A 25,362-nucleotide genomic window follows, 5' to 3' on the forward strand; every position below is an offset into this window, starting at 1 on the left:
CGATCGGGGATCAGTCCTCGCGCTGGTCCCCGTCGTCGCCGAAACGCTGGTCGTCGGCGTATTCATCCTCGCCCTCGCCCACGAACTTGGACGACAGAGCGATGGAGTGATTGTCATGGCCGGGGTCCATGACCACGTCCGACGGAATCTCGCCCACCAGCCACTCGCGCAGCTCCTCGCGGATCTCGTCCGGCTCCTGGCCTGTCACTTCGACCAGATAGGCGATGAAGGCGCGCTGGTCGCCGTCGATCTCGTCCAGTTCGCTCTCATCGACCTCATGCCACTTGTCGATGATCGCCTCGTAGAAGGCCGCCCAGTTTTCCTGAACATGGTGCCATTTCATCAGTAACCTCCAGTGGGCAGGCTGCCTTGGAACCAGCGCGCCGTCCCCGTGATGTCCTCGCCGACTCCGGCGACCGTGTTGCACCCGGCCAGCAGGCCGCATGCCAGAACCGTAACCCAGAACATCTGCATCAGTTCGTCTCCTGCCACCATGTTTCGGGCAAGAAGCCCGGCCAGTCCCCGTAGACCGGAATCGTCTCGGGGTATTTCAGATCCGCCGCATGCGCCAGACGCGACACCGGAGAGAAGCTGACCGGGATCACGTAGCGTCCCGTGGTCAGCACCCGGTCCAGCGCCTGCACGGCGGCGGTGAAGTCCTCGGCCGTCTCGGCGGTGACCATCGCGTCGATCATCGCCTCGGCGGCGGGGCTGTCCATGCCCATCCAGTTGCGCGTGCCGGGCGTCGTCACCCCGTCACGGCCCCAGTAGAGGCGCTGCTCGCTGCCCGGCGACAGCGACAGCCCGCGTTCGTACCAGGTCATGTCGAAGGCGTAGGCATTGGTGCGTTCGACATATTGCGCCGAATCGATCAGCGTGACCCGCGGCGTGATGCCCAGGGGGCGCAGCGCCTCGACATAGATGTTCACGATCTGCTGCACCTCCGAGCCCGCGCGCATCGCGGTGCCGTTCTGGTTCAGCAGGATCTCGAAGGCGAAGGGGCGGCCCTGCGCGTCGCGCAGCTGCCCGTCCTGCACGGTCCAGCCCGCCTCCTCCATCAGCGCCATCGCGCGGCGCACGCCCGCCCGGTCCATCGACCGCTCGGACCCCTCGGGCAGGGCATAGCCCTCGATGGCGCCGGGGGGCAGCTCGCCCGCGAAGGGCGCCAGCAGGTCCGCCACCGCGCCCGTCGCGGGACCGTCCCCCATTGCCAGGGCCGAGTTCGAGAAATAGGACGCGATCCGCGGATCGGCCCCGCCGTTCAGCGTCTGGTTGATGAAGCGGAAGTTGAACATCTCGATCATCGCCTGGCGCACGCGCCAGTCCGCAAAGATCGGGTTGCGGGTGTTCATGACCAGCCCGACGATGCCGGACGGACGCTGGTTCGGGATCTCGGACTTGACCGCACGGCCCTCGGTCATCAGCGGAAAGCCGAATTCCGAGGCCCATTTCTGCGCCGACAGCTCGCGCCAGACGGTGACCTCGCCGGCCTTGAAGGCCTCGAACATCGCGTTCGCATCGGCGAAATAGTCATAGCGGATCACATCCAGATTGTTCAGCCCCCGCATCAGCGGCAGGCCCTTCGCCCAGTGGTCGGGATTGCGGCGGAAGGTGATCGAGCGCCCCGGATCGACCTGATCCACCACATAGGGCCCGCTGCCGATGGGCACCTCCAGGGAGGAGGCGGTGAAGTCCTTTCCCTCCCACTGGGCCTTCTTCAGGATCGGGCGCAGGCCCATCAGCATGGGCAGCTCGCGGTCGGGCTCCTCGAAGGTCAGACGGACGCCGCGCGCGCCCACCGGCTCGATCGCGGCGACCCGCGACCAGGCGGCGTGATAGCGTGGATGCCCCTGGGTGCCCAATGTCTCATAGGACCAGATCACGTCCTCGACCGTGACCGGGCTGCCGTCCGAGAACCGGGCCTCGGGGCGCAGGGTGAACTCGACCCAGGTCCGGTCGGGCGCGACCTCGACCGACTCGGCCAGCAGGCCGTAGAGCGTGAAGGGTTCGTCGATCGACCGCATCATCAGCGATTCGGTGACATGCACCCCCACGCCCCAGGCCGCGTTGCCCTTCAGGATCCAAGGCTTCAGGCTGTCGAAGCCGCCCGGCTCGGCCAGCCGAATCGTGCCGCCCTTGGGCGCATCGGGATTGGCATAGGGCAGATGGGCAAAGCCCTCGGGCAGCGCAGGTTCTCCATAGATTGCAATGCCATGGGCCGGTTCGGCGAGGGTTGCCAGCGGCATTGCTGCAACACCGCAGCACAGCGCCACCAGCGCGGGGGCGACCCGCCCGACCGCACATTCCCTAAGGTTTTCGAAGATTCGCATCGCCCGCCGCCCCGCCGTTTCTTGTTTGGCCGCATTATCAACAGGCTTGGCGGGGGTGCGTCAACCAAGCCGGGAAGATCGCTGTTGGACTCGGGCGGTTCCTCGCGTATAAATAGGGCACTGCTCGATAGGTTTCTTGCCTGTATGAAACCTGCCTCATGACTTGCGCCCGCCTTGTGCGGGCGCTTTTTTTTGCCCATGCTGCGGCTGCGAAACCGCTCCGTGCGACCGGCGTTGACGGCACGGGGCAAGTCGAGGAGCAGCCGATGTTCGAGAAATTCCTGAAGGGCAAGACCGCGGTCGTCACCGGGTCCAATTCCGGCATCGGCCTGGGCGTGGCCACGCGCCTGGCCCGCGCGGGCGCGGATGTGGTGCTGAACAGCTTCACCGACACCGAGGACGACCATGCTTTGGCCCGCCGGCTGGCCGAGGAGCACGGCGTCTCGGTCCGCTATGTCCAGGCGGACATGTCGAAGGGCGATCAATGCCGCGCGCTGATCCAGAAGGCCGGCGCCTGCGACATCCTGGTGAACAACGCGGGCATCCAGCACGTCGCCGCGATCCCCGATTTCCCGGCCGAGAAATGGGACGCGATCATCGCGATCAACCTGACATCGGCCTTCCACACCACGGCGGCGGCGCTGCCCCTGATGCGCGAGGCGGGCTGGGGACGGGTCATCAACATCGCCTCGGCCCACGGGCTGACCGCCAGCGCCTACAAGTCCGCCTATGTCGCGGCCAAGCACGGCATCGTCGGTCTGACCAAGGTCACCGGGCTGGAGACAGCGCGCGAGGCGATCACCGCCAACGCCATCTGTCCGGGCTATGTGCTGACGCCCCTAGTCGAGGCGCAGATCCCCGACACGATGAAGAAATACGACATGGACCGCGACGAGGTCATCGAAAAGGTCCTGCTGGAGCGTCAGCCCTCCAAGGAATTCGCCACCACCGACCAGCTGGGCGACACGGCGGTCTTCCTGTGCAGCGACGCGGCCGCTCAGATCACCGGCACCACGATCAGCGTCGATGGCGGCTGGACGGCGCTGTGACCGGCGCGGGCGCCGTCGCGGCGGCGCCCTGCGCGGGATCGCGTTCTGGGCGCTTGGCGTGCCCGCTGCGGTGATCCTGCTTCTGGCCGCGCTGCGCCTGTCCTGAGCCAGAAAAGCGAACGCCCCGCCGGGTCGGCGGGGCTTTGCGGTGGACGGGAAAGGGCGGTCAGGTCAGCCGAGCGCGTTCTCGATGGTCTTGAGATCGGAGTTGGTCAGCGTCTTGGCCACCTCCTTGCGCAGCCGCATCTGCAGCTCCTTGTGATAGTGCTTGCGCATCACGCCCAAGGTGGACGGGTCGGCGATGATCGCGATGTCGTCCACCTTATTCTTCAGCACCATGCCGTTCAGGTGCCGGGCCAACTGGGCGGCGAAGGTCGCCTCCTCGTCATCGCGCGGAGAACCTTCGTCGATCTGGGCGCCGTCGTCCGACAGGCTGTCCTGGGTCACCTTCTGCGTTTCGGACAGCTCCAGGCCGGACTTGGCCGTGTTGCGGAACAGGGTCGCGGTGTGACCGTCGGCGACGACGACCACGGCGTTGTGGGGCAGCATGATCAGCTCCTTCTTGCGTTCGCTTTCGCTGATCGTCAACGCCGCAGGACCGGTCTAGTTGCAGCCGTCGCAGAAGCGGCGGATGCGGGTCAGCGCCTCGCGCAGCACCCCGTCCGCCGCCGCGTAGGAGATGCGGAAATGCGGGCTGAGGCCGAAGGCCGCGCCAAAGACGACCGCCACGCCCTCCTCGTCCAGCAGGGCGTTGGCAAAGGCCTCGTCGCTGTCGATCAGGGTGCCGCCGGGGCTGGTGCGCCCGATCAGCCCCGCCATGCTGGGATAGACGTAGAAGGCGCCCTGCGGCACCGGGCAGTCCAGTCCCGGACAGTCGTTCAGACCCGCCACCACCAGGTCGCGGCGGCGCTGGAACACGGCGCGGCTGTCGGTGATGTAATCCTGCGGCCCGTTCAGCGCGGCCTCGGCGGCATATTGGCTGATCGAGCTGGGGTTGCTGGTCGATTGCGACTGCAGCTTGGCCATGGCGCGGATCAGGGCCTCGGGCGCCGCGCCGTAACCGATCCGCCAGCCGGTCATGGCATAGGACTTGCTGACCCCGTTCATGGTCAGCACGCGGTCCTTGAGGCGCGGCTCGACCTGGGCTGGGGTGCAGAATTCGAACCCGTCGAAGACCAGATGCTCGTAGATGTCGTCGGCCAGGACCCAGACCTGCGGATGGCGCAGCAGCACGTCGCACAGCGCCGCCATCTGCTCGCGGTCATAGCCCGCGCCCGAGGGGTTGGAGGGCGAGTTCAGGATCAGCCACTTGGTCCGGGGTGTGATCGCGGCCTCCAGCGCCTCCGGCGTCAGGCGGAACCCCTGGTCCTGCGTGCATTCGACGATGACCGGACGGCCCCCCGCCAGCAGCACCATGTCGGGATAGCTGACCCAGTAGGGCGCGGGCACGATGACCTCGTCGCCCGCGTTCAGCGTGGCCATCAGGGCGTTGAACAGGATTTGCTTGCCGCCCGTGCCGACGGTGATCTGGGCGGGGGTATAGTCCAGCCCGTTCTCGCGCGCGAACTTGGCGGCGATGGCGCGCTTCAGCGACGGCGTGCCGTCCACCGCCGTATAGCGCGTGTGGCCCGCGTCGATCGCGGCCTTGGCGGCGTCGCTGACATTCTGCGGCGTGTCGAAATCCGGCTCTCCGGCCGACAGGCTGATGATGTCGCGTCCCGCCGCGCGCAGTTCGGCCGCGCGGGTCGTCATGGCGATGGTGGGCGAGGGCTTGATCCGGGCCAACCGGTCGGAAATGAACGCCATGGGTCACCTTGCTGCTGTCGGTTTGAACTGTCGGCCCGCATGGCATACGCTTCCCCGCAGGCCCTCACAAGCAAGAGAGACGCGATGGACAGCTATGCCGATCCGGTGGCGACACTGGGCGACCGCCTGACCGCCGCCCGCGAAGCTGCGGGCCTGGAGGTCGGGACCCTGGCCGAGGCCCTGGGCCTGCGCCCCGAGACCCTGGCCGGGTGGGAGGCCGATCAGGCCGAGCCGTCGGCCAGCCTGATGGGACGCATTGCCACGCTGACCGGGGTTTCGCCGATCTGGCTGTTGACGGGGCATGGTCCGGGGCCGAAAGACGCAGGCGCGGAGGATGCCCTCCGCGCCGAGCTGGCCGATCTGGGCCGGTTGCTGCGCGAGGCCGCCGACCGCGTCGCGCGTCTTGAGGAGGCATTGTCGCATGGCTGAGATGACCGAAACCCCCGAGCACCGCCTGAAGCGGCTGCACATGCGCAGCTGGCGGCGCGGCATGAAGGAGATGGACCTGATCCTGGGGCATTTCGCCGATGACCGCCTGGCCGGGCTGAGCGCGGCCGAGCTGGACCTCTATGAGCGGCTCCTCGGCGAGAACGACCAGGACCTGTACCTGTGGGTGACCGGCCGCATCGGCGAGGGTGTGCCGGAAGGCCGGGGCGGGCCCGCGCTGCTGGAGCCGATCCTAGATCGAATCGCCGCCCATGCTGCGGACCGTTTCCGGGCGGATCGCTAAAATTTTCGGCATTCCTGGCGCGGGAACGGGCTGCGATTAACCGAAGATTGTCTTTTTCCTGTCATCAATAGGGGCATGACGAACAGGACAGGACAACCCGAACCCATGCTTGCCCCTGCACCCCGCGATCAGCGCCCGACGGCCGAGCCGCAATCCCTGGACGTCGCCCTGTCGGAGCTGACAGACGCCTATCTGGAATCGCTTCAGCTGCTGGAGCGGATGCACCGGCTGATGCTGGATCTGGTCAAGGACGAATTCGAACGCCTGCACCGGGGCGATCTGACCCCGGTGCAGGCCATGATCCTCTACAACCTGGGCGAGGCCGAGGTCTCGGCGGGAGAGCTGCGCTCGCGCGGGATGTATCAGGGGTCGAACGTCAGCTACAATCTCAAGAAGCTGGTGGCGATGGGCTATGTCCATCACGAGCGCTGCGACATGGACCGCAGGTCGGTCCGCGTGCGCCTGACCGCCGAGGGCCAGGCCGTGCGCGACATGGTCCGGCGGCTGTTCATGCGCCATGCCGAGGGGCTGGCCATGTCCGGCGTGCTGGAGGACCCGCCGCTGGACAGCGTCAACCTGCAGAGCCGCCGGATCGAACGCTTCTGGACAGAGCAGATCCGCTACATCTACTGAATTGAACCCGGCCCCGCGGGGGCCGGGCGTGCCTGTTCCTGCCGAGCCGCCGCAGGGCGGGCGGCCTTACCAGTGGCCCGTGTTCTCCATGCTGGCCCAGGGTTCCTGCGGGGGCAGGGCGTCGCCCTCCTGCAGCAGTTCGATCGAGATGTTGTCGGGGCTGCGCACGAAAGCCATGTGCCCGTCCCGCGGCGGGCGGTTGATCGTCACGCCGGCATCCTGCAGTCTCTGGCACATCTCGTAAATGTTGCCGACGCGATAGGCGAGATGGCCAAAATGGCGGCTGTCGGAGGGCAGACCGTCGTCGCCGCCCCAGTTGTAGGTCAGCTCGACCGGGCATTCGGGCTGGCCCGGGGGGGCCATGAAGACCAGGCTGAAGCGGCCCTTGTCATTGTCGATGCGGCGCGTCTCCTCCAGGCCCAGCAGGCGGAAGAAGGCCATGGTTTTGTCGAGGTCCTTCACGCGGACCATGGTGTGCAGATAGCGGATGCTCATGGGGTGTCCTTTCGGGGGTGGGGATGCAGGCTGTCACGGCAGCGCCGCGAGTGCAACGCATGTCCCTGCGCCCGGTTGCCCGGACCGTCGTCTTGACATAGGACGGAGGCCACCGCACCGCCTGAGAGGACCGTCCGCCATGCCCGTAACGCCAGACCAGCAGGCCGAGATCGACAGCCTCCGCGCGGCCCCCCGCCAGACCCTGCGCGCCGTGTCCGAGGGGATGGAGCGGCATCTCTATGTCGCGCATCCGGTGCTGGATCACGGGCTGGTCCGGGTCATCGACTACATGGGCGACGACGCGGCGATCTGTCAGGCCGCGCGCGTCAGCTATGGCAAGGGCACCAAGTCGGTCCAGAACGACGAGGGGCTGATCCGCTATCTGATGCGCCACTGGCATTCGACGCCGTTCGAGATGTGCGAGGTCAAGTTCCACGTCAAGCTGCCGGTCTTCGTCGCGCGCCAGTGGATTCGGCACCGCACCGCCAACGTGAACGAGTATTCGGCCCGCTACTCCATCCTGGACCGCGAATTCTACATCCCCGCGCCCGAGCATCTGGCCGCGCAATCGGCGCAGAACAACCAGGGCCGCGGCGAGGTCCTGCAGGGCGAGGAGGCGCAGCGCGTGCTGGACCTGCTGCGCGAGGACGCGATGCGCAGCTATGACCATTACGAGGCGATGCTAGGCACCGATGGCCAGCAGGGCCTGGCGCGCGAGCTGGCGCGGATGAACCTGCCCGCCAACATCTATACCCAGTGGTACTGGAAGGTGGACCTGCACAACCTGCTGCATTTCCTGCGCCTGCGCGCGGATGCCCATGCGCAGTACGAGATCCGCGCCTATGCCGACCTGATGTGCGGCATCACGCAGGACTGGGTTCCTGCGGCCTTTGCGGCCTTCCGCGACTATCGCATGAATGCGGTCAACCTGTCCGCGCAGGCGGCCGCGGTGCTGCGCCGGCGTCTGGCCGGAGAGGTCGTGACCCAGGAACAGTCGGGCATGGGCGCGCGCGAATGGCGCGAATTTGTGCAGGACTGGGGCTGAGCCCCGCCATGCCAAAGGGGCGCGACCGATGCCGCGCCCCGATCCGTGATCGTCAGGGCCTCAGAACGTGAAGTCGTTGATGTCGAGGTTCGACCGCGCAAAATCCTCCAGCACGATCACGGTCGCGGCGTCGATGCGCAGGATCGTGTCGTCGCCGTTCTGGGTCGCCCCGTTGATCGCGCGCTGGACCGAGGCGCGGTCCAGGTCGTCGATGTCCAGCCGGTCCACGCCGTTCTGGAAGTCCAGGACGCGGTCGCGTCCGTCGCCGCGCTCGAACTCGAACTCGTCGGCGCCGAGGCCCCCCGACAGGATGTCGTTGCCGCGCCCGCCGTCCAGCGTGTCGTTGCCCAAGCCCCCGAACAGGCGGTCGTTGCCGTTCTCGCCGTCCAGATCGTCGCGGCCTTCCTGACCCGACAGCAGGTCGTCGCCGTCGTCGCCCTCCAGCTCATCGTCGCCCAGCTGGCCGTTCAGCGTGTCGTTGCCGCGACCGCCCTCCAGCTCGTCGTTGCCCTTGTTGCCGAACAGCCGGTCGTCTCCGTCGCCGCCATAGAGGTCGTCGAACCCGTCGCCGCCCTGCAGCAGGTCATTGCCGCTGCCGCCCCAGATCGAATCGTTGCCCGTCCCGCCATAGAGGCGGTCGGCGCCCGCCTCGCCCCAGATCCGGTCCGCGCCGTTCAGGCCGAAGGCCGTGTCGTTGCCAGCGCCCGCATAGATCAGGTCGGCGACCGGGCTGCCGGTGATGCGATCCGCGCCCGAGGTTCCATTGTAGCGTGCCATGAGATGATCCTTTCGCGTGTCTCGGGCCGACCATATCGCGGCCCCTGTGCGAATCGATCTAGCAGGGCGGTCCTGACAGCAGCCTGACGCCATCCGTCAGCGGACTGTCAGGACCGTGCCGCTATAGATGCAGCCATGAGCACCCGTTCCCCGATCCTTCCGGCCGCGCTGGCCCTGCTGATCCCGTGGCCCAGCCCGATGCCCGCGCAGTCGCCCGACGCCTCCGACTACGAGACCGCGCGCATCGCCGTCGGGCGTGGCGACATGCTGCCGCTGGAGACGATCCTGGCGGGGGTCGAGGCGCGTCATCCGGGCCAGGTCGTCGAGGTTGAACTGGAAGAGGAGCGTGGAGTGTGGCTCTATGAGGTCGAGATCCTGACGCCCGACGGCCGCCTGATCGAGATCGAGCTGGACGCCGAGACCGGCGCCATCCTGGGATTTGGGGAAGACGAGGACTGATGCGCGCGCTTGTGGTCGAGGATGATGCCCGGATCGCCGCCGATCTGGACCGGGCGCTGTCGGCAGCGGGTTTCCGGGTCGAGGCCACCGCATCGGGGCGCGATGCATGGTTCCGCGGCGGCACCGAGAGTTTCGACCTGATCGTGCTGGATCTGGGCCTGCCCGACCTGGACGGCCTGACCTTGCTGAAGCGCTGGCGGTCCGAGGGCTGCGATGCGCCGGTGCTGATCCTGACCGCGCGCGGCGCCTGGACCGAGCGGGTCGAGGGGATCGAGGCGGGGGCCGACGACTATCTGCCCAAACCCTTCCGCATGGAGGAGCTGGTCGCCCGCGCCCGCGCGCTGGTGCGCCGTGCGGGGGGGCGGGCCGATCCGCGCATCGAGGCCGGCCGCCTCAGCGTCGACCTGAACCGCATGACCGCGCTGGTCGACGGGGTACCGGCCGCGCTGACGCCGCTGGAGTTCCGCCTCATCGCCTATCTGGCCCTGCACCGCGACCGCGTCGTCGCCCCGACGGAACTGCTGGAGCATCTCTACGGCGATGACGACGCGCGCGAGGCCAATGCGCTGGAGGCGGTCGTGACGCGGCTGCGCCGCAAGCTGGGACCCGGGATCGTGGCGACGCGGCGCGGCTTCGGCTATCTGCTGGACGCTGCCGATTGAGGCCGCTGTCGCTGCGCTGGCGGCTGATGCTGATCGGTGGCGGGACGATCCTTCTGGTGCTGGCGCTGTCGCTGACCATGCTGGCGGTGCTGTTCGACCGCCATGTCCAGCGGGTGGGCGTGTCGGACCTGCGCGACCGCGCCCTGTTGCTGCTGTCGGTGATCGAGCCGCCCTCGGCACCCGGCGGCGCGCCGGTGATGAGCGATCAGCCCCGCAACCCCTCGTGGCAGCGGCCCTTCTCGGGGCATTACTGGCAGGTCTGGTTGGAGGACGACCTGCTGCGGTCGCGCTCGCTCTGGGACGTGACGCTGCCGGTGCCGGAGGTGCCGCCGCCCGTGGGGACCGCGCGCATCCTGGAGCTGGACGGCCCCTCCGGGCAGCGGCTTCTGGCAGTCGATCAGCAGGTGATGGTCGGAAGCGCGGACCGCACCGCCCCCGTCCGGGTGCTGGTGGCCGAGGACATGGACGACGCGACCCAGGCCCGCGGCGCCTTCCTGCGCGACCTGATGCCGTGGCTGGGCGGGCTGGCGGCGGTCCTGCTGGCGGCGTCCTTCCTGCAGGTGACGGTGGGCCTGCGACCGCTGGCCCAGATCGGCGACCTGCTGCGCGCGCTGACCGATGGGCGGCGGCTGCGGCTTGGGGCGGACCTGCCGCGCGAGGTGGCGCCCCTGGCCGCGCAGCTGGACCGCCTGCTGGACGACCGCGACCGCGAGCTGGACCGCGCGCGCCACCGGGCGGGCGATCTGGCCCACGGTTTCAAGACGCCGCTGCAGGCCCTTCTGGGAGAGGCGCGGCGCCTGCGCGATCAGGGCCGCGATCAGGCCGCCGACAGCATCGAGCATGTGGTGACCGTCATGCGCCGCCATGTGGACCGCGAACTGGCGCGCGCGCGCATCCGCACCGACGCCGCCGGGGCGCGGGCCGAACCCGCCACCGTCGTCGCGCGGCTGGTGCAGGTGCTGCGCCGGACGCCGCAGGGCGCGGGCATCGACTGGCGGATCGAACTGCCGGACGGGCTGGCGCTGCGCATCCAGCCCGACGACCTGACCGAGGCCCTGGGCGCCGTCATGGAGAACGCCGCCCGCCACGCCCGCGACCGCGTCACCGTCACCGCCCGCGCCGAGGGCGCGCTGACCGCGATCGTCGTGCGCGACGACGGGCCGGGCGTGCCCGAGCCCGCGCTGGCCCGGCTGACCAAGCGCGGTGTCCGGCTGGACGAGGGGGGCGACGGGCAGGGGATCGGTCTGGCCATCGCCGCCGACATCGCCGAGGCCGCGGGCGGCAGGCTGACCCTGTCCAATGCCCGTCCGGGGCTGGCGGTCGGGCTGCTGCTGCCCCGGCATGGCGGCGCGAAGGACGGCTGAGGCGGTCTCAGACGATGCGGGTGGTGACCGGGTCCAGCCCTTCGATGGCGACCGTCGCGACATCGCCGCGCCGCAGGGCGCCGACCCCCGCGGGCGTGCCGGTATAGATCAGGTCCCCCGGCGCCAGCGTCACCAGCCGCGACAGATGCGCGATGATGTCCGCGACGGGCCAGATCATCGCCGACAGGTCGCTGTCTTGCCGGACCTGCCCGTTGACGCTGAGCGTCAGCCGCCCGCGCTGCATCGGCCCATCGGCGCGGCGGATCGGGCCGCAGACGGCCGATCGGTCGAAGCCCTTGGCCATGTCCCATGGCCGGCCCGCCGCCTTGGCCTGCGCCTGAAGGTCGCGACGCGTCAGGTCGTTGCCCGCCGCATGGCCCCAGACCAGGCCCGCGGCCTGATCGGGCGACAGGTCGGACCCGCCCGCGCCCAGGGCCACGACCAGCTCGCCTTCGAAATGCAGATCCGCCGTGGCGGCGGGATAGGGCAGGTCGGCATCCCCGGTCAGCAGCGCATCGGCGGGCTTGGTGAAGAAGAAGGGCGGCTCGCGGTCGGGATCATGGCCCATCTCGCGCGCGTGGTCGGCATAGTTGCGCCCCACGCAGAAGATGCGGCGTACCGGAAAGCGCGCCGCCTCCCCGGCCACGGGGACCGAGGGGGTCGGGGCGGGGGGCAGGACGAAGCCGCTCATGCCGCGAACAGCCCGTCGAAATCGGCGAATCCCTTGACCTCGATCGGGTTGTCCGAGGGGTCGAAGAGGAACATCGTGCGCTGTTCGCCGGGCCGCCCCTCGAACCGGATCTGCGGGGGGATGTCGAAGGCGATGCCCGCCTCCTCCAGCCGCGCGGCCAGATCCAGCCAGTCCGCCAGCGGCAGCACCACGCCCAGATGCGGCATCATCACCATGTGATCGCCGACCCGGCCCGTGCGGGTGGTCGGGAAGGGAGTGCCCAGATGCAGCGACAGCTGATGGCCGAAGAAGTCGAAATCCACCCAGCTGTCGGTCGAGCGTCCCTCGGCGCAGCCCAGCACGCCGCCGTAGAAGGCGCGGGCGGCGTCCAGATCGGTCACATGGATGGCAAGGTGGAACAGGGATCTCATCGCGGCCTCCGACAGGTCAGGCGTCAGTGATGCACGTCCTGCAATCGCGGCGCAAGATCAGCGCAGCGCGTCCAGCACCCGGCCCACCTGCCGCGCGGTGTCGTCCCATCCCGGCAGCGCCGCCCCGGCCCGCGCCGCGGCCCCCGCGCAGGCCGCGCGGCGGTCCGGATCGGCCAGCAGCGCGCGCAGCGCGTCGGCCAGCGCGGTGGCGTCGTCGGGTTCGACCAGCAGGCCCGCATCGCCCGGCACCGTGTCGGGCACCGCGCCGGTGCGGGTGCTGACGATGGGCAGGCCGTGGGACAGCGCCTCGTCGAAGACGATGCCATAGCCCTCGTAGCGCGTCGCCAGCGCAAAGACCGACGCCTGTCGATAGAGGGCGCACAGCCGGTCGTCATCGACCCGTCCCGCCAACGTCAGGCGGTCGCCCAGTCCCCTCCGCGCGATCCGCGCCTGCAGGGCCGCGACGTGCTCCGCGTCCCAGGGGTTGCCCACGATCACCGCCTGCCAGTCCAGGTCGCGCAGCGCGGCCAGCGCGTCGATCAGCACGTCATGCCCCTTGCGCGGATGCAGGATGCCCACCGACAGGATCAGCGGCGGGTCCACGGGGTGGGAGCCCTCCGCCTGCGGCACCAGGTCGGTGCCGGGGCGTGCGACGGTGATGCGCTCGGCCGGCACGTCGTAGCGGTCGATCAGCATCTGGCAGGTATGCGGGCTGGGCACCAGGATGTGCCGGGCATGGGCCAGGTTGGCACGCTCGGTCTGCCACAGGTGGTCGGCCAGATCGGCGGGCAGGGCGCTCTCCTGCGCCAGCGGGTGGTGGATCATCGCGACGATGGGCGCCATGATCCCGGCCACGCCATCGGGGTCCAGCGCGCCGAAGGCAAGCCCGTCGATGATCACCGGCCGGTCGGCGGGCAGCGCCTGCAGCCGGGCGACGGCATCGGCCATCTGGCCCGCATCGGGGGTCGGAAAGGCGTCGGACAGCGACAGGACCCCGACATCGCGGCCTTGGGCACGAAGGCCCTCGACCAGACGGCGGTCATAGACATAGCCGCCGGTCAGCGTGGTGATGTCGCCGGGCAGGGCGAAGGTCAGCGTTCGGGTCTGGATCACGGTTCGGCCTGGATGGTTGCTGCGGGGGCGGGGGTAGGCAGGGGGGCGGCACCGCGGCGCTGCGCCAGAAGCACCAGCACGCCCGGCAGGCTGCTGGCCAGGAAGACCAGGCCGAAGGCCAGGCTGGCCGCCAGCCCGGCCTGGGCCGAGGCGCCCACCAGCGGGAACAGAGCGGCGGCCGCGCCTTCGCGCAGGCCCCAACCGCTGACGCTCAGCGGCAGGATCATGGTCAGCAGGATCAATGGCACCAGGACCGCGGCCTCGGAGGGGGAGAGGACGGTACCGGTGGCCCGCGCGCAGAAGGCGAAGGCCGCCAGGTTCACGACCGTGATCGACAAGTTCAGCGCCAGCTGGCGCGGCAGCGCGCCCGGCGCCAGCAACGTCACCCGCAGCGCGCGGCGCAGGTCGCGCGCCATGCCGCCCGCGCGCCCGCCCAACTGCCCGACCCCGGCCAGCACCACGACCAGCGCGACCGCACCCGCCATCAGCGTGCCGATGAGACCCATGACCCAGGAGGGCAGCGTCAGCCCGCCGGGCATCACCGTGACGGTCAGCGCCCCCACCGCCAGCACCAGGAACAGCGAGACCTGTCCAGCCAGCCGCTCGATCGCGACCGCCGCTCCGGCCCGGCGCAGCCCGGCCTGATGACGGGCGCGCACCGCGCGTCCCGCATCGCCCAGCACGCCGCCCGGCAGCGACTGGTTCACCACCTGTGCCAGATAATATTCGCCGACGGCCCGCGTCATCGGGATGCTCTGGTCCAGCTGCCGTGCCGTGACCCGCCAGCGCAGCGCCGAGAGGACCGTCTGCGCGGTCAGCGCCAGCATCGCCGCGCCCAGCCAGCCGGGATCGGCCTGCGCCAGCAGGCGCAGCGCCTGCGGGCCGTCCAGCCCGAACCACAAGAGCGCCATCACCCCGAGGGCCACCAGAATCTGCAAGGGTCGTGTCACGGTCATCATGCAGGAGGCACGTCCGAGACCCCGGAAAAGTTTCGCAGAAAATCATCACGAATTCGATCCATCGGAATCGCGGGCAGTCCCGCGGGCGGGATCAGCCCCGGCCTGAGGCCCCAGTCCAGCGTCCGGGCGACCAGATCGGGCGGGCCGATGACATGGATCGGCACCTCGCGCCGGTCGTCGAGCCCGATGGTGGTGGCCGCCTGATGGTCGCCCAGCAGAAGGATCAGCGGCGGGCGTTTCTGACGGGCCGCGTATTCCAGCACCGCCGTCAGCCCGTAGGAAATCGTGTCGCGGTACTGCGCCCGCACGCGGTCATAGTCGCGCCAGACGACACTGGGCGGGTCGCCCTCCTGCGCCATGGCGTCGAATTCGGTGCCGTCGCCGATCGCCTCCCAGTCCAGCATCCGCGGCACGGGCGTCCAGGGCGCGTGCGACGAGATCAGCGCGATCTGCGCGAAGAGCGGGCGCGGATCGCGGCCGTCGCGGAGCAGCCGGTCGGTCGCCGTCAGGGTGAACTGATCGGGCATGGTGACCCAGTCGAAGGGCCGGCCCCGATAGCCCAGATCGGGCGCGGCCAGGATGCGCTGAAAGCCCATGGTCGCGGCCTCGGGCCAGGGGCGGACGATGGCCGGCATCACCGCCGCGGTGCGGAACCCGGCCGCCGCGGCATAGTGGAACAGCGTCCGGCGCCCGCTGGCGATGGCCGCCTGATAGCGGGTCTGGTCGCTGACCCACAGCCCGTTGGCCAGCGTCGCATGGGCCAGCCAGCTCTGCCCGCCATGCGTGGGCGAGGTCGCGAAGCCCGATGCCGTGGCCAAGCCCCGCGCCTCCAGTGCGGCCTCTGCGTCGCGCAGGATCGGCAGATGGGCGCTGCTGAAGAAGTCGGTGTCGAAGCTGGTGCGGCCATAGCTTTCCAGAAAGATCACCAGCACGTCGCGGTCGATCAGCGACAGGGGCTGCGCCAGCCCGGCCATCGCGTCCCCCGCCGCCATCTCGCGAAAGCGGCGCAGTTCCGCCAAAGTGCGGCGCGACAGTTCCAGCCGGTCGGCGGCGAAGGCCGCCGTCTGCGGCACCGGGATCGCGATGCCGCGGCCGGGCAGCACCGAGACGGCCCCGACCAGCATCGCGGCCCCCGCCAGCCCGGCCATGCGCGGGCCGCGACCCGCCGGGGTCAGACGCATCAGCCCGCCCATCGCCCACCACAGCCCCGCCGCGATCAGCACCGTCGCCAGGATCGCGCCCAGCACCGCCGCGACCGCCGCCGCGACGCCCAGGCTGCCCGCGATCAGCCGCACCGAGGCGTCGATCAGCGGCAGATCGCCCACCGGGTTGAACCGCCGCCCCAGGGTCTGCAGCATGGCCAGATCCGCGACCTTCAGCACCGTCACCAGCGTCAGCAGGCCGACCACGGCCAGCCGCAGCGGCAGAGCCGTCCAGCCGCGCCCAAGGGCCACCGCCAGCAGCAGGATCGCCAGTAGTTCAGGGGCGGGCCGCAGCCATGCGCCCCAGCCAAGAGCCGCGGGCGAGGCGGGCAGGGCCAGCACCGCCTGCATCAGCAGCAGGGCCAGCAGGATGGGAAGGGGCCGCGATCTCACCGATGCGACCGCAGCCAGACGACGTCGCGCAGGAAGGACCAGGCCAGCGCCACCGACGCGATGCGCGCGAGGATGATCGCCATGTCCTCGGACAGGACCGGGACCTGAAGCGCGATCAGCGTGGCCAGCTGCAGCACGCAGAAGCCCTTGCGGAGATAGCTGACCGGCAGCGGCGCCATGATCCACGGCCAGATCAGGCCCGCGCCCACGAACAGATAGCGCATGACGCCCAGCACCAGGACCTCGGTGCCGACCGGGCTGCCCGACAGGGCGTGCAGCGCCAGGATCAGCGCAAGCCCGGCATCGACCTCCATGTCGAAGCGCCCCCCGAACTCGGAGCACAGCCCGCTGCGCCGCGCCAGGAACCCGTCCACCCCGTCCAGCGACAGCGACAGCGCGGCGATGCCCGCCACGATCCAGCCCGCCGCCTCGCCGCCGATCAGCGGTGCGATCAGCGCGGTGGTCAGCGCCAGCCGCATCAGCGTGACGACGTTGCACGCCCCCATGCGGTCATGCGGATAGTGGCGGTGCATCGCGACCGCGACCAGCGCCGCCGCCAGCAGATAGGCCCCGCCCGCGATCAGCGCACCGGTGCCCTGGCCCAGCACGATCACGCCCACGCCCAGGTTCAGCGCCAGACCGGCCGGAACCGCCAGGACCAGCGCCTCGGTCAGGTGCCGCCGCGACGCGGTGTCGGGAAGGGGTCGGGACGGGGCTGTGTCTGGGCGCGATGCTTGCATCGGCTGAACATATGACAGGCGCATGACGCGTCAAGCGGACTGCGCGGGGACTTGTGCGGATCGGGATGTGGCGTATCCTTGTCGACAGCGGAGGGCTGCATCATGGATCACCGACCCCCAGGCTACGGCAGCACGGCGCGCATCCTGCACTGGCTGGTGGCGGCGCTGATCCTGGCGATGATTCCGGTCGGTCTGGTGATGGTGCGCGACGGGCTGGACAGGGCCCTGGGCGACGCGCTCTACCTGTTTCACAAAAACGTCGGCACGGCGCTGATCGCGCTGGTCGCCCTGCGGCTGGCGTGGCGGCTGACGCACCCGCCGGCGCCGCTGCCCGACAGCCTGCCGGGCTGGCAGCGCGGGGCCGCGGCTTTGTCGCATCTGGCGCTTTATGCGCTGCTGATCGTGATGCCGCTGTCGGGCTATGTCCGGGTCAGGGCCGGGGGGTTCCCCATCGAATCGCTGGATGCCCTAGGGCTGCCCAGGCTGGTGCCGCGCTCCGAACCCCTGGCGGAGGCCGCCAGCGCCCTGCACGAGGCGGCGGCCTGGGCGCTGATCGTGCTGCTGGCGCTGCATGTGGCGGTGGCGCTGCACCACGCGGTGATCCGGCGCGACGGGGTCTGGGCGCGGATCTGGCCGCCGCGGGCGCGCTAGGCAGGGAACGCTGGACAGACCCCGCGGCAGGGCGTATGTCGGGGCGCCGCCGTGCCGCGGCGACGCTTCCTCACATTTTCTACACGACGGGTTGAACGAAACCGGCGCGTTCGGCGTTCGACGATGACGTCGAAAGTTTCGTATCCAGGAGATGCCGTGTCCAAGACCCTTGAAGTGACGATCATCGCGGTGATCGTGGCCTCCCTCACGGCTGTGCTGGCGTTGGACATGATGGTGCCCCTGGGGACGGCGGTGTGGCTGATCTACATCCTGCCGCTCAGCCTTGCGTTCTTCTCGCGCCGGTCGTGGATGCCGCCGCTGACGGCGGCCGTCGTCTGCGCGGCGATGTTAGCGGCCTATTTCAAGGATACCGGCGGCATCGACCCCACCCTGGCGGCGATCAACCGCTCCCTGGCGGGGCTGGTCTATCTGTGCCTGGGTCTTCTGGGCAACCGGCTGATCCGCAACCGCCTGCGGCTGGAGGACAACGACTGGATCACCGGCACGCAGGTCGCGCTGTCGCGGGCGATCCAGGGCGACCTGACGGTGGACCGGCTCGGTCGGCAGATCCTGTCGGTGCTGGCCGAACGGACCGGCGCGCGGGCGGCCGTCGTCTATAGGCGCGATGCGGACGGGTTCCAGCGGCTGGCGCATTGGGGCACCGACGCGGCCCTGCTGGCCGATCGCGTGCCGGCCGATGCGGGCCACCTGGCGCGCGCGGCCGCCGATCCGCAGGTGCTGCAGCTGACCCTGCCGCCCGACCAGGCCCTTGGCTGGGGTTCGGGGCTGGCGCGCGGGCGCACGGCGCATGCGCTGATCGTGCCGATGCGCGACGGCACGGCGGTGAACGGGCTGATCGAGTTCGGTCTGGACCGGCCCGCGCCGGCGCGGATGGTCGATCTGTTCGACCGCATCGCCGACAAGCTGGGCATCGCCCTGCGTTCCGCCCATTACCGCGAACAGCTGCGCGAGCTGCTGGAGGAGACCCGCCGGCAAGCCGAGGAGCTGCGCGCCCATGGCGAGGAGCTGGCCGCCTCGAACGAGGAACTGGAGGAGCAGACCCGCGCCCTGCAGGACAGCCACCGCCGCCTGGAGGCCCAGCAGACCGAGCTGGAGACCCAGAACGCCCAACTGGAGAACCAGACCCAGGAGCTGGAGGAGCAGCGAGACGCATTGGCACGCTCGCGCCGGATGCTGGAGGACCAGTCCGAGGCCCTGTCGCGCGAGAGCCGCTACAAGTCCGAATTCGTCGCCAACATGAGCCACGAGCTGCGCACGCCGCTGAACGCGCTGCTGATCATGTCGCGGCTGCTGGCCGAAAACCGCTCGCGCACGCTGACCGATGAACAGGTGCGATGGGCCGAAACGATCGAGGCGTCGGGAAAGGACCTGCTGGCGCTGATTAACGACATCTTGGACCTCTCCAAGATCGAATCGGGCAAGCTGGAGATGTCCGAGGACGAGATCCGCCCCCAGGCCATCGCCGACAAGCTGGTCCGCGCCTTCGAGGCGCAGGCCCGCGCCAAGGGCCTGACCCTGAGCGCGCGCGTCGATCCCGCGGCCCCCGCGATCCGCAGCGACCGGCAGCGGCTGGAGCAGGTGCTGCGCAACTTCGTCTCGAACGCGCTGAAGTTCACCGAACGCGGAGAGGTCGTGCTGCACATCGCCCCGGCGGGCGACGGGCTGGCCTTCGGCGTCAAGGACAGCGGCATCGGCATCGACGCCGATCAGCAGGAGGCGGTCTTCGAGGCGTTCCGCCAGGCCGACGGCACCATCTCGCGCCGGTTCGGCGGCACCGGGCTGGGCCTGTCGATCTCGCGCGAGCTGGCCGACCTGCTGGGTGGACGGATCACGCTGGAGAGCGCCAAGGGCCAGGGCAGCACCTTCACGCTGATCCTGCCCGCCAACCCGCCGCGCCAGAGCGCCGCGGCGCCGCGCAGGCCCGCCCCGGCCCGCGGTCCGGCCGCACCGATGCCCGCCCTTCCCGAGCCAGAGGCCGCCTCGATCATGCTGGACGCGCTGCCCGGCCTGACCGACGACCGCGACATCATCGAGCCGGGCCAGCGGGTCATGCTGGTCGTCGAGGACGATCCGGCCTTCGCGCGCATCCTGCTGGACCTGGCGCGAGAGCTGGGCTTCCGCTGCGTCTGCGTCAGCCGGGCGGATGATGCGGTGCGCGCGGCGCGGCACTTCCTGCCGCAGGCGATCGTGCTGGACGTGGGCCTGCCCGACCATTCCGGCCTGTCCGCTCTGGACCGGTTGAAGCGCGATGTCAGCACCCGCCACATCCCCGTGCACATGATCTCGGCCGAGGACTACATGCTGGAGGCGATGGCGCAGGGCGCGATCAGCTACATGATGAAGCCCGTCAGCCGAGAGCAGCTGGTCGAGGCGTTCCGCAGCCTGGAGAACCGGCTGGAGCAGCGCATGCGCCGGGTGCTGATCGTGGAGGACGATCCCGCGCAGATGGAGGGGCTGAAGGCGCTGCTGGCCAGCGACGAGGTCGAGACCGTGGGCGCCGAGACCGCCGCCCGCGCGTTGGAGATCTGCCGCAGCCAGACCGTCGACTGCATCGTGCTGGACATGACGCTGCCCGATGCGTCGGGATTCGATCTGCTGGAGCAGCTTGACCAGGACGGCACCGCGTCCTTTCCGCCGGTCATCGTCTATACCGCCCGCACCCTGTCCGAGGCCGAGGAGCAGCGCCTGCGCCGCTATTCGAAATCCATCATCATCAAGGGCGCGAAATCGCCCGAGCGCCTGATCAACGAGGTGACGCTGTTCCTGCACCAGGTGGTCAGCGACCTGCCCGACAAGCAGCGCGAGATGCTGGCCGCCTCGCTGAACCGCGACGCCCAGCTGGAGGGCCGCCGCATCCTGGTGGTCGAGGACGACATCCGCAACGTCTATGCCCTGACCGGCGTTTTCGAGCCGCATGGCGCGACCGTGCAGATCGCCCGCAACGGCCGCGAGGCGCTGGAGGCCCTGGGGCGCATCAACGACGGGGCCGCGCCCAAGGTCGATCTGGTGCTGATGGACGTGATGATGCCCGAGATGGACGGCCTGACCGCCACGCGCGAGATCCGCAAGATCGACCGCTGGAGGTCGCTGCCCATCATCATGCTGACCGCCAAGGCCATGGCCGAGGACCAGAACCAGTGCCTGGCCGCGGGGGCGAACGACTATCTGCCCAAGCCGCTGGACGTGGACAAGCTGCTGTCGCTGACCCGCGTCTGGATGCCCCGATGAGCGTCGAGCCCGTTCCCCTCAGCGCGGTCGAGGCGATCGAGCTGGACCTGTTCCTGGACGCGCTGAACCGGCGCTATCACTATGATTTCCGGTCCTATTCCCGAAGCTCGCTGCAACGGCGGGCCGAGGTCGCCTGCAGCCGGTTGAACTGCGCCACCCTGTCCGAGCTGCAGGGCCGGATGCTGCACGACCCGTCGGTCCTGCCCGACATCATCGACGCCATGACCGTGCAGGTCAGCGAGATGTTCCGCGATCCGGGCTATTACCTGACGCTGCGGCGCGAGGTGATCCCGCATCTGCGGACCTTCCCGTCGCTCAAGGTCTGGGTGGCGGGATGCGCGGATGGCGAGGAGCTCTATTCCATGGCCATCCTGTTCCAGGAGGAGGGGCTGTTCGACCGCACCCTGTTCTATGCGACCGAGATCAACCGCCGCGCCCTGGCCCGGGCCGAGGTCGGGGTCTATGACATCGACCGCCTGCCGGTCTTCTCGCAGAACTATCAGCAGGCGGGGGGGCAAGGGTCGCTGTCGGACTACTATACCGCCGCGTATGCGCGCGCGGCCTTCAACCGCGCGCTGCGGGCGCGGACGGTGTTCACCGAACACAACCTGGCCACCGACCAGGTGTTCTCGGAGGTGCATCTGGTCTCCTGCCGCAACGTCCTGATCTATTTCGACAACACATTGCAGAACCGGGCCCTGGGCCTCTTTGCCGAAGCCCTGGCCCGCGGCGGCTTCCTGGGCCTCGGCTCGCATGAGACGCTTCGTTTTTCCGACCATGCCGCGTCCTTCGCGGCCTTTGCCGAACCCGACCGGATCTGGCGCCGCACCGCCATCGTCCAGGAGACCGCCCATGCCCGATAGACCCATCCGTTTCCTGATCGTCGACGACATCGCCGAGAACCACATGGCGCTGGAGGCGCTGCTGCGGCGCGACGGGCTGGTCGTGGACAGCGCCCGGTCGGCCTCCGAGGCGCTGGAGCTGATGCTGCGGCACGACTATGCGCTGGCCTTCCTGGACGTGCAGATGCCCGACACGGACGGCTACGAGCTGGCCGAGCTGATGCGCTCGACCGAGCGGACGCGGGGCGTGCCGATCATCTTCGTCACCGCCGCCGAGATGGACGAGGCGCGCCGCTTCCGCGGCTACGAGGCGGGCGCGGTCGACTACATCTTCAAGCCCATCGATCCGGTGGTGCTGAAGTCCAAGGCCGAGGTCTTCTTCCGCATCGGCCGCCAGGCCAAGGAGCTGGAGCGCCAGCGCGACGAGATGCAGGACATCGCCCGCCACCGCGACCGGGTGATGGCGCAGCTCAAGGCCCATGCCGACAATTCGCCGCTGGCCTTCGTCACGCTGGACCGCGACCTGTGCCTGCGCAGCTGGTCCAAGGGGGCCGAGCGGATGTTCGGCCGCGTGGCTGGCGACATGCTGGGCATGGCCGCGACCGCCTCGGGCTGGCTGGACGCGCAGGGGGCGGCGCTGCTGGCGGGCTGGCTGAACGACGATCACGACGGCGCGCCGCGGTTTTCGACGGAACTGCTGCTGGATCACGTCGATATCGGCCCGATCGCCTGCGAGGTCTACGGCTCGGTCCTGGCGGACGGGCCGGGGCAGCCGTCGCTCTCGCTGCAGATCCTGGACGTCACCGAACGCAAGCAGGCCGAGGAGGTCCGCGCCCTGCTGATCGGAGAGCTGAACCACCGCATCAAGAACACGCTGGCCAACGTCCAGGCCATCGCCCGCCAGAGCCTGCGCCAGTCCGACAGCCTGGCCGATTTCGAGCGCAGCTTCGGCGGCCGCCTGCAGGCGCTGGCCCGCGCGCATTCGATCCTGTCGGACGCCACCTGGGCCAGCGCGCCGCTGGACCAGCTGATCGACGACCAGATCAACTCCGGGACGCTGGATGCCGACCGGCTGCATCGCGACGGCCCCCCGGTCGAGCTGTCGCCCGACACCATGCTGCGCATGGCGCTGACACTGCACGAACTGGGCACCAATGCCGCGAAATACGGCGCGCTGTCCGCGCCCCAGGGGATGATACACCTGTCCTGGCGGCTGGATGCCGGCCGGCTGATTCTGACCTGGCGCGAGACCGGCGGGCCGTCGGTCACGCCGCCGCAGCGCCAAGGCTTCGGCACCACGCTGATCGGCGCGGCGGGCGGGGGGGATGCAGCGGCGGTCACCGCCGACTGGCAGCCCGGCGGCGTGGTCTGGACCATCGCCGTGGCCGACGGTGTCACGCAGTTGCCCGGCGCGCCCGGATCGGGGGCCATTCCGGGCCTGCAGGTGCCGCCCCGCCCGCGCGCGCTGAAGGGCGCCCGCGTCCTGCTGATCGAGGACGAGCCGCTTGTCGCACTGGACCTGCGCTATGAGCTGGAGGATGCGGGGGCGACCGTCACCGGCGTCGCGCGCACCGTGGCCGAGGCGCTGGAGGCCGCCGGGCGCGACGCCATCGACCTCGCGCTGCTGGACGGTAACCTCAAGGGAGAGCCGGTGGACGAGGTCGCGGCCCTGCTGGACAGCCTGTCGGTGCCGTTCTGCTTCGTCTCGGGCTACGGGCGCGAGCATCTGCCGCAGGGCTTCGACCATGCGCCGCTGATCGAGAAGCCCTTCCGCCCCGACACGCTGCGCACCATCCTGACCGCGCTGCTGGCGCGCGAGGTGCCGGATGCGGCGGAATAAGGACAGTCTTCCTGTCCCATCCGGGCGACCCGGTCCCGTCGTTCATTCGCGCCGCCCCGCAGGGGGTCCGCGTTCCGCGCAGCCGGGAGTGGGGCGAACGGTGGTTCGTCAGCCCGCGGCGCCGTGGCGCCCGCCCGGCTTGCGCCCGGCGGCGGTTTCGGGCAGGACCGCGCCCTGACTTTCGGCAAGCAGGCAGGACGCGGATGACCGGCGCGGCGATCACATTCGAGGGGCTGGGCAAGTCCTTTCCCAAGGCGGGCGGCCAGGTGACGGCGCTGGCCGACATTACCCTGTCGGTCCCCGAGGGCAGCATCACCGGCATCATCGGCCGGTCCGGCGCGGGCAAGTCCACATTGCTGCGCATGGTGAACGGGCTGGAGCGGCCGACGACGGGCCGCGTCACCGTCTCGGGCCGCGACGTGGGTACCGCCACCGGGTCCGCGCTGCGCGCGATCCGGCGCGATGTCGGCATGATCTTCCAGCATTTCAACCTCTTGGCCTCGCGCACGGTGCGGGGCAACATAGCCCTGCCGCTGGAGGTCGCGGGCACGCCGCGCGGCCAGATCCGCGCCCGCGTCGACCAGTTGATCGAGCAGGTGGGCCTGGGCGCGCTGGCCGATCGCTATCCTGCGGAACTGTCGGGCGGGCAGAAACAGCGCGTGGGCATCGCGCGCGCCCTGGCCACCGGCCCCAAGGTCCTGCTGTCGGACGAGGCGACCAGTGCGCTGGACCCTGAGACCACGCAGACCGTGCTGGACCTGCTGGCGCAGATCAACCGCGACCTGGGCGTCAGCGTCCTGCTGATCACCCATGAGATGGCCGTGCTGCGCGACATCGCCAGCCACATGGCGGTGATCGAGGCGGGCCGCATCGTCGAGGCCGGTCCGACCTACGACATCTTCGCCCGGCCCCAGCACCCGACGACCCGCCGCTTCCTGTCGGGCGTGACCGGGGCCACGCTGCCGGCCTTCGTCGCGGCGCGGCTGCAGGCCGATCCGCCGGGCGATCAGGTGATCCGCGTGACCTTTGCCGGCACGCATGCGACCGACCCGATGCTGGCGCGTCTGGCGACCGATCTGGGCATCAGCGCCAACATCCTGGGCGGCACCATCGAGGAGATCGGCACGCGCCCCTTCGGCAACCTGCTGATCTCGGTTCCCCAGGACCGGGGCGACCAGGCCCGCGCCTTTCTTGAGCAACACGGTCTGACCACGGAGGCGCTGGGCCATGTCCGCTAACCTGATCCCGATCCTGTGGGACGCGACGCTGCAGTCCCTCTATATGGTCGCCATCTCGGCCATTCTGGGCACGCTTGGCGGGCTGCCCCTGGGCGTGTTCCTGGCCTGCTCTCAGCGGGGGGAACTGCTGTCGGCGCCGTGGATCAACAAGGTGCTGGGGCTGGTGGTGAACGCCACGCGTTCGGTCCCGTTCATCATCCTGGTGGTGGCGATCATCCCCTTCACGCGGGCCGTGGTCGGCACGTCGATCGGCACGGACGCGGCCATCGTGCCGCTGACCCTGGCCGCCATCCCCTTCATCGCGCGGCTGGTGGAAAACGCCATCCGCGAAGTCGATGCCGGCCTGATCGAGGCGGCCCGCGCCATGGGCGCCACGCCCTTCCAGATCATCCGCAAGGTGCTGATCCCCGAAGCGCTGCCCGCCATCACCCTGGGCCTGACCCTGGCCGTGGTCAGCCTGATCGGCTATTCCGCGATGGTCGGCGCGGTCGGCGGGCAGGGCCTGGGCGATCTGGGCATCCGCTACGGCTATCAGCGCTTCATGCCCGAGGTCATGGCCGCCGTCGTCGTCATCCTGATCGTTCTGGTGCAGCTGGTCCAGTCGCTTGGCGAATGGATCGCGGCCCGCGTCGACCGCCGCGCCCCTCGCAACCGCGGCGCCTGAGTTTTCCGCAGACAAGAAAG

The 25,362-nt window shown here is 69.8% G+C and carries 28 protein-coding genes; 15 read left to right on the forward strand and 13 right to left on the reverse strand.

Features of this window, described 5'->3' with window-relative positions; genetic code table 11:
• Positions 1 to 10: 10 nt before the first annotated feature.
• Genes AC2SGK_RS06135 through AC2SGK_RS06145 form a run of 3 tightly spaced genes read right to left on the reverse strand, consistent with a single transcriptional unit; the run spans position 11 to position 2,330 of the window.
• Positions 11 to 343, reverse strand: coding sequence for a hypothetical protein (locus AC2SGK_RS06135; protein WP_488322706.1), 333 nt, complete (start codon positions 341 to 343; stop codon positions 11 to 13).
• Positions 343 to 474: a hypothetical protein gene (locus AC2SGK_RS06140; protein ID WP_488322707.1), complete on the reverse strand. Its 132-nt coding sequence runs from the start codon at positions 472 to 474 to the stop codon at positions 343 to 345. Before AC2SGK_RS06140 ends, AC2SGK_RS06135 begins: the two co-directional genes overlap by 1 nt.
• Entirely contained in the window at positions 474 to 2,330 is a 1,857-nt protein-coding gene (locus AC2SGK_RS06145) for an extracellular solute-binding protein (protein ID WP_488322708.1), read from the reverse strand. The genes AC2SGK_RS06140 and AC2SGK_RS06145 overlap by 1 nt, the downstream gene beginning before the upstream one ends.
• Before the next feature lie 266 nt (positions 2,331 to 2,596).
• On the opposite strand from AC2SGK_RS06145, the gene AC2SGK_RS06150 reads away from it, so the two are divergent.
• Together AC2SGK_RS06150 and AC2SGK_RS06155 are read left to right on the forward strand one after the other, a co-directional pair.
• On the forward strand, positions 2,597 to 3,379 hold the full coding sequence (locus AC2SGK_RS06150) for a 3-hydroxybutyrate dehydrogenase (RefSeq protein ID WP_488322709.1): 783 nt from the start codon (positions 2,597 to 2,599) through the stop codon (positions 3,377 to 3,379).
• Positions 3,357 to 3,485 (forward strand): hypothetical protein, encoded by a 129-nt coding sequence (locus tag AC2SGK_RS06155; RefSeq protein WP_488322710.1) that lies wholly within the window; start codon positions 3,357 to 3,359, stop codon positions 3,483 to 3,485. Before AC2SGK_RS06150 ends, AC2SGK_RS06155 begins: the two co-directional genes overlap by 23 nt.
• A 65-nt stretch (positions 3,486 to 3,550) precedes the next feature.
• Here the strand turns inward: AC2SGK_RS06155 and AC2SGK_RS06160 are convergent, their stop codons facing one another.
• Positions 3,551 to 3,928, reverse strand: coding sequence for a baeRF12 domain-containing protein (locus AC2SGK_RS06160; protein WP_488322711.1), 378 nt, complete (start codon positions 3,926 to 3,928; stop codon positions 3,551 to 3,553).
• A 54-nt stretch (positions 3,929 to 3,982) separates the two neighbouring features.
• The gene (locus AC2SGK_RS06165) at positions 3,983 to 5,185 is read right to left on the reverse strand and encodes a pyridoxal phosphate-dependent aminotransferase (RefSeq protein WP_488322712.1); all 1,203 of its coding nucleotides are present in this window, start codon (positions 5,183 to 5,185) and stop codon (positions 3,983 to 3,985) included.
• A gap of 39 nt (positions 5,186 to 5,224) precedes the next feature.
• Here AC2SGK_RS06165 and AC2SGK_RS06170 point away from each other — a divergent pair, with 39 nt between their 5' ends.
• From AC2SGK_RS06170 to AC2SGK_RS06180, 3 genes are all read left to right on the forward strand, one after another.
• The gene (locus tag AC2SGK_RS06170; RefSeq protein WP_488322713.1) at positions 5,225 to 5,614 is read left to right on the forward strand and encodes a helix-turn-helix domain-containing protein; all 390 of its coding nucleotides are present in this window, start codon (positions 5,225 to 5,227) and stop codon (positions 5,612 to 5,614) included.
• Position 5,615: 1 nt separating this feature from the next.
• A complete protein-coding gene (locus AC2SGK_RS06175; protein ID WP_488322855.1) occupies positions 5,616 to 5,915 on the forward strand; it encodes an FAD assembly factor SdhE in 300 nt (99 codons plus the stop codon).
• Between the two features lie 219 nt (positions 5,916 to 6,134).
• Positions 6,135 to 6,548, forward strand: coding sequence for a MarR family winged helix-turn-helix transcriptional regulator (locus AC2SGK_RS06180; RefSeq protein WP_488322856.1), 414 nt, complete (start codon positions 6,135 to 6,137; stop codon positions 6,546 to 6,548).
• 66 nt (positions 6,549 to 6,614) lie between these two features.
• Here the strand turns inward: AC2SGK_RS06180 and AC2SGK_RS06185 are convergent, their stop codons facing one another.
• A complete protein-coding gene (locus AC2SGK_RS06185) occupies positions 6,615 to 7,043 on the reverse strand; it encodes a VOC family protein (RefSeq protein ID WP_488322714.1) in 429 nt (142 codons plus the stop codon).
• Positions 7,044 to 7,182: 139 nt separating this feature from the next.
• Here AC2SGK_RS06185 and thyX point away from each other — a divergent pair, with 139 nt between their 5' ends.
• Complete coding sequence (gene thyX, locus AC2SGK_RS06190) at positions 7,183 to 8,088, forward strand: FAD-dependent thymidylate synthase (RefSeq protein ID WP_488322715.1); 906 nt, start codon at positions 7,183 to 7,185, stop codon at positions 8,086 to 8,088.
• A gap of 60 nt (positions 8,089 to 8,148) precedes the next feature.
• Here thyX and AC2SGK_RS06195 read toward each other — a convergent pair whose 3' ends face one another.
• On the reverse strand, positions 8,149 to 8,865 hold the full coding sequence (locus AC2SGK_RS06195; RefSeq protein WP_488322716.1) for a calcium-binding protein: 717 nt from the start codon (positions 8,863 to 8,865) through the stop codon (positions 8,149 to 8,151).
• Positions 8,866 to 9,000: 135 nt separating this feature from the next.
• Here AC2SGK_RS06195 and AC2SGK_RS06200 point away from each other — a divergent pair, with 135 nt between their 5' ends.
• Genes AC2SGK_RS06200 through AC2SGK_RS06210 form a run of 3 tightly spaced genes read left to right on the forward strand, consistent with a single transcriptional unit; the run spans position 9,001 to position 11,350 of the window.
• The gene (locus AC2SGK_RS06200) at positions 9,001 to 9,324 is read left to right on the forward strand and encodes a PepSY domain-containing protein (RefSeq protein WP_488322717.1); all 324 of its coding nucleotides are present in this window, start codon (positions 9,001 to 9,003) and stop codon (positions 9,322 to 9,324) included.
• On the forward strand, positions 9,324 to 9,986 hold the full coding sequence (locus AC2SGK_RS06205) for a response regulator (protein ID WP_488322718.1): 663 nt from the start codon (positions 9,324 to 9,326) through the stop codon (positions 9,984 to 9,986). Before AC2SGK_RS06200 ends, AC2SGK_RS06205 begins: the two co-directional genes overlap by 1 nt.
• Positions 9,983 to 11,350, forward strand: coding sequence for a sensor histidine kinase (locus AC2SGK_RS06210; protein ID WP_488322719.1), 1,368 nt, complete (start codon positions 9,983 to 9,985; stop codon positions 11,348 to 11,350). The genes AC2SGK_RS06205 and AC2SGK_RS06210 overlap by 4 nt, the downstream gene beginning before the upstream one ends.
• A gap of 7 nt (positions 11,351 to 11,357) precedes the next feature.
• Here the strand turns inward: AC2SGK_RS06210 and AC2SGK_RS06215 are convergent, their stop codons facing one another.
• The 6 genes from AC2SGK_RS06215 to AC2SGK_RS06240 are packed head-to-tail and all read right to left on the reverse strand — an operon-like array spanning position 11,358 to position 16,858.
• Positions 11,358 to 12,041 (reverse strand): fumarylacetoacetate hydrolase family protein, encoded by a 684-nt coding sequence (locus AC2SGK_RS06215; RefSeq protein WP_488322720.1) that lies wholly within the window; start codon positions 12,039 to 12,041, stop codon positions 11,358 to 11,360.
• A complete protein-coding gene (locus tag AC2SGK_RS06220; protein ID WP_488322721.1) occupies positions 12,038 to 12,451 on the reverse strand; it encodes a VOC family protein in 414 nt (137 codons plus the stop codon). Before AC2SGK_RS06220 ends, AC2SGK_RS06215 begins: the two co-directional genes overlap by 4 nt.
• Before the next feature lie 57 nt (positions 12,452 to 12,508).
• The gene (locus AC2SGK_RS06225; RefSeq protein WP_488322857.1) at positions 12,509 to 13,561 is read right to left on the reverse strand and encodes a glycosyltransferase family 4 protein; all 1,053 of its coding nucleotides are present in this window, start codon (positions 13,559 to 13,561) and stop codon (positions 12,509 to 12,511) included.
• Positions 13,561 to 14,520 (reverse strand): lysylphosphatidylglycerol synthase transmembrane domain-containing protein, encoded by a 960-nt coding sequence (locus AC2SGK_RS06230; protein ID WP_488322722.1) that lies wholly within the window; start codon positions 14,518 to 14,520, stop codon positions 13,561 to 13,563. Before AC2SGK_RS06230 ends, AC2SGK_RS06225 begins: the two co-directional genes overlap by 1 nt.
• The gene (locus AC2SGK_RS06235) at positions 14,520 to 16,118 is read right to left on the reverse strand and encodes a sulfatase-like hydrolase/transferase (protein ID WP_488322723.1); all 1,599 of its coding nucleotides are present in this window, start codon (positions 16,116 to 16,118) and stop codon (positions 14,520 to 14,522) included. Before AC2SGK_RS06235 ends, AC2SGK_RS06230 begins: the two co-directional genes overlap by 1 nt.
• Positions 16,115 to 16,858 (reverse strand): CDP-alcohol phosphatidyltransferase family protein, encoded by a 744-nt coding sequence (locus AC2SGK_RS06240; RefSeq protein WP_488322724.1) that lies wholly within the window; start codon positions 16,856 to 16,858, stop codon positions 16,115 to 16,117. The genes AC2SGK_RS06235 and AC2SGK_RS06240 overlap by 4 nt, the downstream gene beginning before the upstream one ends.
• A gap of 102 nt (positions 16,859 to 16,960) precedes the next feature.
• On the opposite strand from AC2SGK_RS06240, the gene AC2SGK_RS06245 reads away from it, so the two are divergent.
• The 6 genes from AC2SGK_RS06245 (at position 16,961) to AC2SGK_RS06270 (ending at position 25,342) form a co-directional block, all read left to right on the forward strand.
• Positions 16,961 to 17,509 (forward strand): cytochrome b, encoded by a 549-nt coding sequence (locus AC2SGK_RS06245; protein ID WP_488322725.1) that lies wholly within the window; start codon positions 16,961 to 16,963, stop codon positions 17,507 to 17,509.
• 156 nt (positions 17,510 to 17,665) lie between these two features.
• Positions 17,666 to 20,758 (forward strand): response regulator, encoded by a 3,093-nt coding sequence (locus tag AC2SGK_RS06250; RefSeq protein ID WP_488322726.1) that lies wholly within the window; start codon positions 17,666 to 17,668, stop codon positions 20,756 to 20,758.
• Positions 20,755 to 21,621, forward strand: coding sequence for a CheR family methyltransferase (locus AC2SGK_RS06255; RefSeq protein WP_488322727.1), 867 nt, complete (start codon positions 20,755 to 20,757; stop codon positions 21,619 to 21,621). Before AC2SGK_RS06250 ends, AC2SGK_RS06255 begins: the two co-directional genes overlap by 4 nt.
• Entirely contained in the window at positions 21,611 to 23,440 is a 1,830-nt protein-coding gene (locus AC2SGK_RS06260) for a response regulator (protein ID WP_488322728.1), read from the forward strand. The genes AC2SGK_RS06255 and AC2SGK_RS06260 overlap by 11 nt, the downstream gene beginning before the upstream one ends.
• 203 nt (positions 23,441 to 23,643) lie before the next feature.
• Positions 23,644 to 24,678 (forward strand): methionine ABC transporter ATP-binding protein, encoded by a 1,035-nt coding sequence (locus tag AC2SGK_RS06265; RefSeq protein ID WP_488322729.1) that lies wholly within the window; start codon positions 23,644 to 23,646, stop codon positions 24,676 to 24,678.
• Positions 24,668 to 25,342, forward strand: coding sequence for a methionine ABC transporter permease (locus AC2SGK_RS06270; RefSeq protein ID WP_488322730.1), 675 nt, complete (start codon positions 24,668 to 24,670; stop codon positions 25,340 to 25,342). The genes AC2SGK_RS06265 and AC2SGK_RS06270 overlap by 11 nt, the downstream gene beginning before the upstream one ends.
• Positions 25,343 to 25,362: the final 20 nt, after the last annotated feature.

The sequence above is a fragment of the Paracoccus sp. NIOT.M2S5SZ12 genome (assembly GCF_057748165.1).